Annotated in this window: 7 protein-coding genes and 1 rRNA gene; all 8 read right to left on the reverse strand. The window is 72.0% G+C overall.

Going from position 1 to position 8099, the window contains the following annotated elements:
* Nucleotides 1-7 precede the first annotated feature (7 nt).
* The 8 genes from steA to rrf all read right to left on the reverse strand — a co-directional run bounded on the left by steA (nt 8) and on the right by rrf (nt 7920).
* Entirely contained in the window at nt 8-1189 is a 1182-nt protein-coding gene (gene steA / locus DEO23_RS12045) for a putative cytokinetic ring protein SteA (protein WP_109276266.1), read from the reverse strand.
* A complete protein-coding gene (recN, locus tag DEO23_RS12050; protein WP_109276267.1) occupies nt 1186-2892 on the reverse strand; it encodes a DNA repair protein RecN in 1707 nt (568 codons plus the stop codon). The genes steA and recN overlap by 4 nt, the downstream gene beginning before the upstream one ends.
* A 12-nt stretch (nt 2893-2904) precedes the next feature.
* Nucleotides 2905-3849: an NAD kinase gene (locus DEO23_RS12055; protein ID WP_109276268.1), complete on the reverse strand. Its 945-nt coding sequence runs from the start codon at nt 3847-3849 to the stop codon at nt 2905-2907.
* Entirely contained in the window at nt 3846-4712 is an 867-nt protein-coding gene (locus tag DEO23_RS12060; protein ID WP_109276269.1) for a TlyA family RNA methyltransferase, read from the reverse strand. Before DEO23_RS12060 ends, DEO23_RS12055 begins: the two co-directional genes overlap by 4 nt.
* A complete protein-coding gene (locus tag DEO23_RS12065; RefSeq protein ID WP_109276270.1) occupies nt 4709-5737 on the reverse strand; it encodes an HAD-IIA family hydrolase in 1029 nt (342 codons plus the stop codon). Before DEO23_RS12065 ends, DEO23_RS12060 begins: the two co-directional genes overlap by 4 nt.
* Nucleotides 5734-6675 carry a tetratricopeptide repeat protein gene (locus DEO23_RS12070; RefSeq protein ID WP_109276271.1) on the reverse strand — a complete coding sequence of 314 codons (942 nt, stop codon included), beginning with the start codon at nt 6673-6675 and terminating at the stop codon, nt 5734-5736. Before DEO23_RS12070 ends, DEO23_RS12065 begins: the two co-directional genes overlap by 4 nt.
* Entirely contained in the window at nt 6651-7004 is a 354-nt protein-coding gene (locus DEO23_RS12075; RefSeq protein WP_133249869.1) for a hypothetical protein, read from the reverse strand. Before DEO23_RS12075 ends, DEO23_RS12070 begins: the two co-directional genes overlap by 25 nt.
* Nucleotides 7005-7803: 799 nt before the next feature.
* A 5S ribosomal RNA gene (rrf, locus tag DEO23_RS12080) occupies nt 7804-7920 on the reverse strand.
* Nucleotides 7921-8099 lie beyond the last annotated feature (179 nt).

The following is an 8099-nucleotide window of genomic DNA, read 5'->3' on the forward strand; positions in this document are numbered from 1 at the left end:
GTGGCTCCTAGGTTCCGGTGGCGGGTCGAGTGGCGAACAGCGAGGTGAACCACGACAGGGCGTCGTCCCATCGTGCTCCGAGGAGCTGGAAGGTCGCCTGTCCGCCCGGTGTGGCCCACATGGCCACGGCCAGGGCGAGCAGCCCGGCGACGGCGAGCAGCACCAGCTGGGGCGTGGAGATCCGCTGACGATACAGGCGCGAGACGCCCTTGGCGTCCACGAGCTTGGAGCCCACGCGCAGTCGGGTCAGAAAGGTCGAGCTCATGCCGGCGCGCCCCTTGTCGAGGAACTCCTCGAGGGTGCCGTGGGTGCCGACGGCGACGATGACGCTGGCGCCCTTCTCGTCGGCCAGCAGCATCGCGATGTCCTCGCTGGTGCCGGCGGCCGGGAACACCACGGATCTGTCCTGGAGTCCGAGCTCGCGCAGGCGCTCCAGGCCGGGGGCGCGGCCGTCGCGGTACGCGTGGACGACGAGCTCGGCACCGCTGGCCAGGGCCCGGTCGGAGACGGAGTCCATGTCGCCGATGATCATGTCGGGGTCCCACCCGGCCTCCAGGACGGCGTCGGCGCCGCCGTCGACCCCGATCACCACCGGCCGGTTCTCCCGCAGGAAGGGCCGCAGGGTCGCGAGGTCCTCCTTGTAGTGGTAGCCGCGCACGACGATGAGCACCGGGCGTCCGTCGAGCGCGGTGCGCACCTCGGGTGCGCCGACCCCGTCCAGCAGCAGGTCCTTCTCCCGGAGCATGTACTCCAGGGTGTTGCGGGCGAACAGCTCGAGCTGCTCGGAGAGATTCTCCCGGGATTCCTCGATCGCCATGGCGATGGACTCGGGGCTCTGACGGATGCCGGTGGCGGCGGTGCTCGCGCCGGCCCGGACGGTGCCCTCCGCGATCGTCAGCAGGGCTCCGTCGGCGACGTTCGCGAAGAGCTCGTCCCCGCAGTCGTCGACGAGGACGATCCCGTGGTCCACCAGGATCTGCGGTCCGGCGTTGGGGTAACGGCCGGAGGTGGAGCGGGCGGCGTTGACGACGGCCGCCGGTGCCCTCTCCACGAGGGCCTCGGCGGCGACCCGGTCGATGTCCTCGTGGTCGATGACCGCGATGTCGCCGGGTTCGAGGCGCTTGGTGAGGTCCTTGGTCCGCTTGCCGATGCGGGCGGTGCCCAGGACGGTGCCGGTGGAGACGCTCATGGCGCCCCCTCGGAGGCGGAGTCCTGGAGCAGCTCGCGGGCGTGGGCGAGGGCGAGCTCGGAGGTCTCCCCCGAGAGCATGCGGGCGAGCTCGCGGATGCGTCCCTGCTCGTCGAGGGTCTCGACGGTGGAGCTGGTCTCCCCGCCCTCGCTGTGCTTGACGATCTGCAGGTGGGTGGAGGCGTGCGCGGCGACCTGCGGCAGGTGGGTGACGACGATGACCTGGGCGTGCTCGGCCAGGCGCTGCAGCCGCTGGCCGACGGCGAGTGCGGCGCGCCCGCCGATCCCGGCGTCGATCTCGTCGAAGACGAACACGGGGGCCGCGGTGCGGTCCTCACGGGAGGAGCCCAGCGCGACCTCGAGAGCCAGCATCACGCGCGAGAGCTCGCCGCCGCTGGCCGCGGTCGCCACGGGCAAGTGGTCGGCACCGGGGTGGGGCGCCAGCAGGAAGACGACCCTGTCGCACCCGTGGGCGCGGGCGGGCTGCTCGCTGACGTCCACCGCGAGGCTCGCCTGGGGCATCTCGAGGTGCACGAGCTCGGTCTCGACGGCTCGCGCGAGGCGGTCGGCAGCCTCGCGCCGCGCCGCGCTGAGGTCGCTCGCGGCCTGGTCCAGCGCTTCCTGCAGGGCGCCCATCTGTCCCTGCACGCGGGTCAGCTCGCTCTCGGCGCCGTCGAAGCGGTCGAGGTCGGCGGCGGCTCCGCGGGAGGCCTCGAGGAGCTCGCCGATGGTGTCGGCGCCGCCGAGGGACGGACCGAGGTCGCGCAGCAGCGTGGTGACCTCGTGCAGTCGCTCGTTGGCCTGCTCGACGCTGCCCGGCGAGGCATCGATCCCGTCGGCGTAGCGGGAGAGCTCCGCGGCCACGTCCGAGAGCTCCAGCCGCAGGCTCTCGAGGCGTTCGAGCGGCTCGGAGAGCTCGCGGTCGGTGCCGCTCGCGGTGCGCACCTGCTCGATGGCCAGATCCAGCAGCGCGCCGGCAGCGGGTCCCTCGTCCTGGCCCAGCAGCAGCACGGAGGCCTGCTCGGCGGCGCCGCGCAGGTCGACGGCATGGTTCAGACGGTCCAGCTGAGCACGCAGTTGCTCGTCCTCCCCCTCCTGCGGGTCGACCTCCTCGAGGCGCTCGAGCGCCGTGCGCAGCTGGGCTCCGCGGCGGTCGCGTTCGGCCACCAGGCTCTCGAGCTCCTCGACGCGCGTCTGCAGCTCCTGCCGACGTGCCCACAGCTCGCGGTGCCGCTGCAGCGGCGGGCCGACCGTGTCCTGGGCGAAGCGGTCGAGGGCCTCGCGCTGCTGCTCGGGTTCGCGCAGTCGTGCCTGGTCGGACTGGCCGTGGACGGTGACCGCGGAGCCGACCAGACGGGCGAGGGTCCCGATCGGCACCGGCACCCCGCCGATCTGCGCCCGCGAGCGACCGTCCCGGGTGACGCGCCGGACCACGAGCACCTCGCCGGCCTCGTCCTCCGCCCCGAGCTCGTCGAGGGCGGCGACGAGCTCGTCGTGCCCGTCCAGGACCAGGGTCCCGTCCACGGTCCCGGCGGTCCCCGCCCTGCCGCGATCCAGCCGGCCTCCGAGCAGCATCGTCAGCCCGGTGACGATCATGGTCTTGCCGGCGCCGGTCTCACCGGTCAGCGCGGTGAAGCCGGGGCCGAAGCCGAGGGTCGCGTCGTCGATGACGCCGATGTGGCGGATCCGCAGGGTGGAGAGCACGGCGGCTCCCGCTCAGATGTCTCGGCCGGCGCGTCCGCGCCAGCCGACGACGGGCAGCTGGAACTTCTCGACGAGACGGTCGGCGAACGGCGTGGTGGTCAGTCGGACGAGCCGCACCGAGCGGGGCGACAGACGCCCTTCGACGCGCATGCCGGCGCGGATCTCGAAGGCGCGGCGGCCGTCGAAGGTCAGGACGCCCTCGTCGCGGTTGTCCACGGTGAGCTCGATCGCGGCCTCGCTCGAGCGGCCCAGCACGAGGGGGCGGGAGAACAGGGCGTGCGCCGCGAGAGGCACCACCAGGAAGGCGTCGACCTCCGGCCAGACGATCGGGCCGCCGGCGCTGAAGCCGTAGGCGGTGGAGCCGGTGGGGCTGGTGAAGAGCACCCCGTCGCAGCCGAAGGAGGAGACGGGTCGTCCGTCGATCTCGATGACCACGTAGATCATCTTCTGGCGGTCGGCCTTCTCCAGGCTCGCGTCGTTCAGGGCCCAGTCCTTGTGCAGGATCTGGTCCTTCGGGCCGCGCACGACGATGTCGATGGTCGCGCGCTCCTCGATCTCGTAGTCGCCGTCCAGCAGGCGGCGCACGGTGGTCGACAGCTCCTCGACCTCGCTCTCGGCGAGGAAGCCGACGTGGCCCAGATTGACGCCGTGCACGGGGACACCGGCCTCGCGCACCACTTCGAGGGCCCGAAGGATGGTGCCGTCGCCGCCCAGGACGATGCCGAGCTCGACCATGTCGGCCGCGGACACGGCGTCGACGACGTCGACCTCCTCGGAGTCCAGGATGTCCAACAGGCCCGCGGGGAGCCCCTCGGGCGGCGTCTCCCGGATCTCGTCGTACTGCTCGTCGGTGAGCACGGCGCGCACTCCCCGGTTCCCGAGCTCCGCCAGGACGGTCATCATCGCCTCGAGGGCCGAGGTGCGCCCGGAGTGGGCGTACAGCAGGAAGCGCCTCATGCTCGGTGAGCCCCTTCCGTCGTTCCGTCGGCCGCCGGCGGGGGCAGGCTCGGCCCCCTGACCGCCTGGTCGATCATGTCATAGGCGGCCTGGCCCAGCGTGCTCGCCGCACCGGCGGGTCGCGGATCCGCGGACCGGAGGTGCACGAAGAACTCGCGATTGCCGTCCTGGCCGGGCAGGGGGCTCGCGGCGACCCCGACGAGCTCCAGTCCGTGGGCCCACGCCTCCTGGACGACACCGACCACGGCCGCCCGATGCAGGGCGGGGTCGGTGACGACGCCCGAGCGGGGCAGGCGGGCGCGGCCCACCTCGAACTGGGGCTTGACCATCATCAGGAGGTCCCCGCCGGGGGCCGTGAGTCGAGCGAGATCAGCGATCAGGGTGCGCAGGGAGATGAAGGACAGGTCGCCGACGACGAGCTCCGCCGCGCCTCCGATACGGTCCGGATCCAGGCCGCGGATGTTCGTGCCCTCGAGCGACGAGACCCTCTCGTCCTCGCGCAGGCGCGCGAGGAGCTGCCCGTGGCCGATGTCGACGGCGCTCACGGCACGGGCACCCCCTCGCAGGAGGACGTCGGTGAAACCCCCGGTCGATGCGCCGGCGTCCAGGCAACGTCGATGGGCCGGGTCCACCCCGAAGGCCGCGAGAGCGCCCAGCAGCTTGTGGGCGGCGCGGGAGGCGTACTCACCCCCGAGGGGGACGTCGACGACGTCGAGCCGGGAATCCGGGTCCACCGGGGCGGACGGCTTGTCCGCACGGACGCCGTCGACCCTCGCACGCCCCTCCTCGACGATGCGTCGTGCGTGGGTGCGGGAGGTCGCGAGGCCCTGTGCCGCCAAGGCGACATCGAGCCTGGTGCTCATGGCGCCAGGGGCGGAGCGGCCAGCAGCGGGGCGCCGGTCTCGGTGCGCACCTCCCCCTCCAGGGGGCGGTCCGGATGCGTCTCGCGCAGCAGGGCGAGCGCCGCCGTGAGGGCTTGCGGACTGTCGACGCGACCGGAGAGGACGAGGTCCTGCCCGTCCAGGCGCGCCGTGGCCGCGCCGCAGCGGGCGCTCCCGTTCTGGAGGACGGCGTCCGGGGCCGGGGCCGTCAGGCTCGAGAGATCTGCGACGATCCAGGTGGGCCGGCGCACGGCAGGGGACTGGAGCGCGGTGCGTGCGTCATCGACGCCGGTGAGGACCATGAGGGTGTCCATGCCGGCGCGGTTCCCACCCTCGATGTCGGTGTCCAGGCGGTCCCCGACCGCGAGCGGCCGACGGGCCCCGAGGGACTTCGCGGCGAGGGAGAACATCGCGGGCTCCGGTTTTCCGGCCACGATCGGCGTGCGCCCGGTGGCATGCACGAGGGCGTGCACGAGGGAGCCGTTGCCCGGGGCGATCCCGCGTTCGGTGGGCAGGGTGGCGTCGGTGTTGGTGGCGATCCAGGGCAGGCCGCGGCGCAGCGCGTACCCGCCCTCGGCCAGCTGCTTCCAGCCCAGGTCCGGGGCGAAGCCCTGGACGACGGCGGCCACGTCCTCGGCGTCCTCGCGGACGGGCTGGAAACCGGCCCCGCGGACGGCATCGGCCAGTCCGTCCGCTCCGAGGACCAGGATCCGGGAGCCCGCCGGCGCGTGCTCGGCGAGCAGCTGCACGGCGATCTGCGGCGAGGAGGCGATCTCCTCGCTGCGGGCCTCGACGTCGACGGTGGCGAGGTGCGCGACCGCCTCCTCGGGGCTGCGGGAGGCGTTGTTGGTGACGAAGCCGATGCTCAGGGACCTCTCCCGGGCCCTGCGCACCGCGTCGGCGGCGTGCGGGATCGGGCGCGAGCCATGCATCAGGGTGCCGTCGAGATCGAGGAGGAGCGCGTCGTACCGCTCGAGCAGGCTGAGCTCCGTTGGCCGCGCGTTCATGCCCTCTCCTCCGGAGCGGAGAGGTCGACGTCCGCGTCGTCCGCCGACCCGTCCCGGTCCTGGCCGTCGTCCTCGTCCCGGTCCTGCTCGTCCCGGCCGTGCTGGTCCTCGACGTGCTCGTCCTGACCCTGATGGTCCGGCTCCTGCTGGTCATCCGGGCCCTGCGGGTCCTGGCCCTGCTGATCCGCGTCCTGCTGGTCCTGGACGCGCTCGTCCTGGTCCTCCGGTGGCAGGTCCTCATCCTCGGCGTCGGCGGTCTCGTCGAACGCATCCATGATGCTGAGCTCCTCGGAGTCGTCCCATGGCAGGTCCTCCTCCACCGGCGCGGGCACCTCACGGCCCAGACGCTCGGCAGCGTCGGTCTCGTGGGCGGTGTCCGCATCGGCCGCCAGCGTGAGCCAACGATGGGACTCGTCGGACCGACCGGCGCGCTCGAGCAGATCCGCGTAGGCGACCCAGAGGCGCACCTGCCACTTGCCGTCGACCTTGCTGCGCAGCGCCGGGACCTCCAGGGTCTGCAGGGCGGTCTGCACGTCCCCGGTGTCCGCGTAGGCCCCGGCGACCACGATCATCAGCTCGATCGCCCCGCTGACGTCGAGCTTCGCTGCCTCATCGGAGACCGCGATCTCGAGGGCGCGCTCGGGCCGGCCCAGCCCACGCTCGCAGTCGGCGAGCATGGGAAGGAGGTCCACGCGTCCGGAGATGCGCATGGCGGTGCGGAACTCACGGATCGCGGTGCGGAACTCACCGGTCCGGTACGCACTGATCCCGAAGACCTCGCGAGTGATGGCGACGCGTCCGCCGATGCTCGCTGCGAACCGTGCATGCTCGAATGCCAGGGACAGGTCGTCCTGCTCGAGGGCGTCCAGAGCGGCGACCAGGTGACGCGCGGTGCGCTCGGCCGTCTCCTTGCTCAGCGAACGCAGCTCGGCCGACACATCGCGGTCAAGCTCGCCGCCGGTGATCGCCGCGTCCAGCGGGGGCTCCGGCGGCCGCGTGCTGCGGCGCTCCTCCCCCGGGCGCAGCGACGGACCACCGCGACGGTCGCCTTCCGGTCGCGATCCGCGACGCTGGTCATCACGACGGGGACCACCACGCCGGTCGTCACGGCGGGGGCCGCGACGGTCATCATCACGGCGGGGACCGCGGCGGTCATCATCACGGCGGGGGCCCCGGCGGTCATCATCACGGCGGGGGCCGCGGCCGTCGAACGAACGGCCACCGGAGCGCCGGTCGTCGGAGCGGCCACCATGGCGACGGTCGTCATCACGTCGCGCTCCGCGACGCTCCGACCGATCGGCATCCGAGCGGTACGAGCTCTTGTCACCGTCGCGCTGCCCGAAGGGACGACGGTCGTTCGAGCGAGTCCTGTCCGATCCTTCCCGGCCACGACCGGAATACCCACCGCGGTTCTCGCGAGATCCGCCGGAACGCCGATCACCGGAGGGCGCACGGCGCTCGCCGGATGCACCGTGGCGTTCGTTCCCTCGCTGGGGCGCGTGCCGACGCTCTGATCCCCCACCCGACCCGGCGCGTCCCTCGCTCGACCTCTTGGGCCGATCCTCGCTGTCATGCTCCGCCACGTGTGCCCCACCCTTGAATCTCTATGAGTACCGCCTGTCTCCCCAGACTAAGCGACTGGTCGGGGGCCTCCGAGAGTTCGGGCCGGTCCGGTGACAGAGTCCACGAGCGACGCGACGAAGGGCGTGGCGCACGCCGCAGACGAGTACGCCTCCGATCGCGGGCGTGCCATTAACGGCGCGTGCCGGACCGGGGAGGAGGCGAGCACTGCCCGTCCTCGGTCAGAGCGACCAAGGAGACCACGACGTGGGAGCGCCCATCGCTGCACGACCCGGAGATGACGGTGGCACCACATGAAGCACACCGGGACGATGCAGGCCCGAGGTACCGCCCCGCAGCACGCGGCACGCCGAGGGGAAGACAGCACGAGGGGAAAACGGCATGAGAAAAGGGTTGTGGCTCGTCACCGCGCTCGACCACCACCACGAACCCTGGTGGCGGGAGCAGCTCGTGACGAGCCACAACCCCTTTCCTTCACAAAGAATGTCCGGCGGCGACCTACTCTCCCACACCCTTCCGAGTGCAGTACCATCGGCGCTGAAGGGCTTAGCTTCCGGGTTCGGAATGGAACCGGGCGTTTCCCCAACGCTATGACCGCCGTAACACCACGAGACACACCAGCCCACAAACCCCCAACCACCCCACACAAAACAGGGGCAGAACACGGGGTCCAGGGGTTGTTCCCCGAAAACCACACAGTGGACGCGAACACACGCAAACAACAAATATTTGTGTTGATAAGTCGTCGGCCATTAGTACCAGTCAGCTCCACACATTACTG

The sequence above is a fragment of the Brachybacterium endophyticum genome (genome assembly GCF_003130585.1).
GTDB lineage: Bacteria > Actinomycetota > Actinomycetes > Actinomycetales > Dermabacteraceae > Brachybacterium > Brachybacterium endophyticum.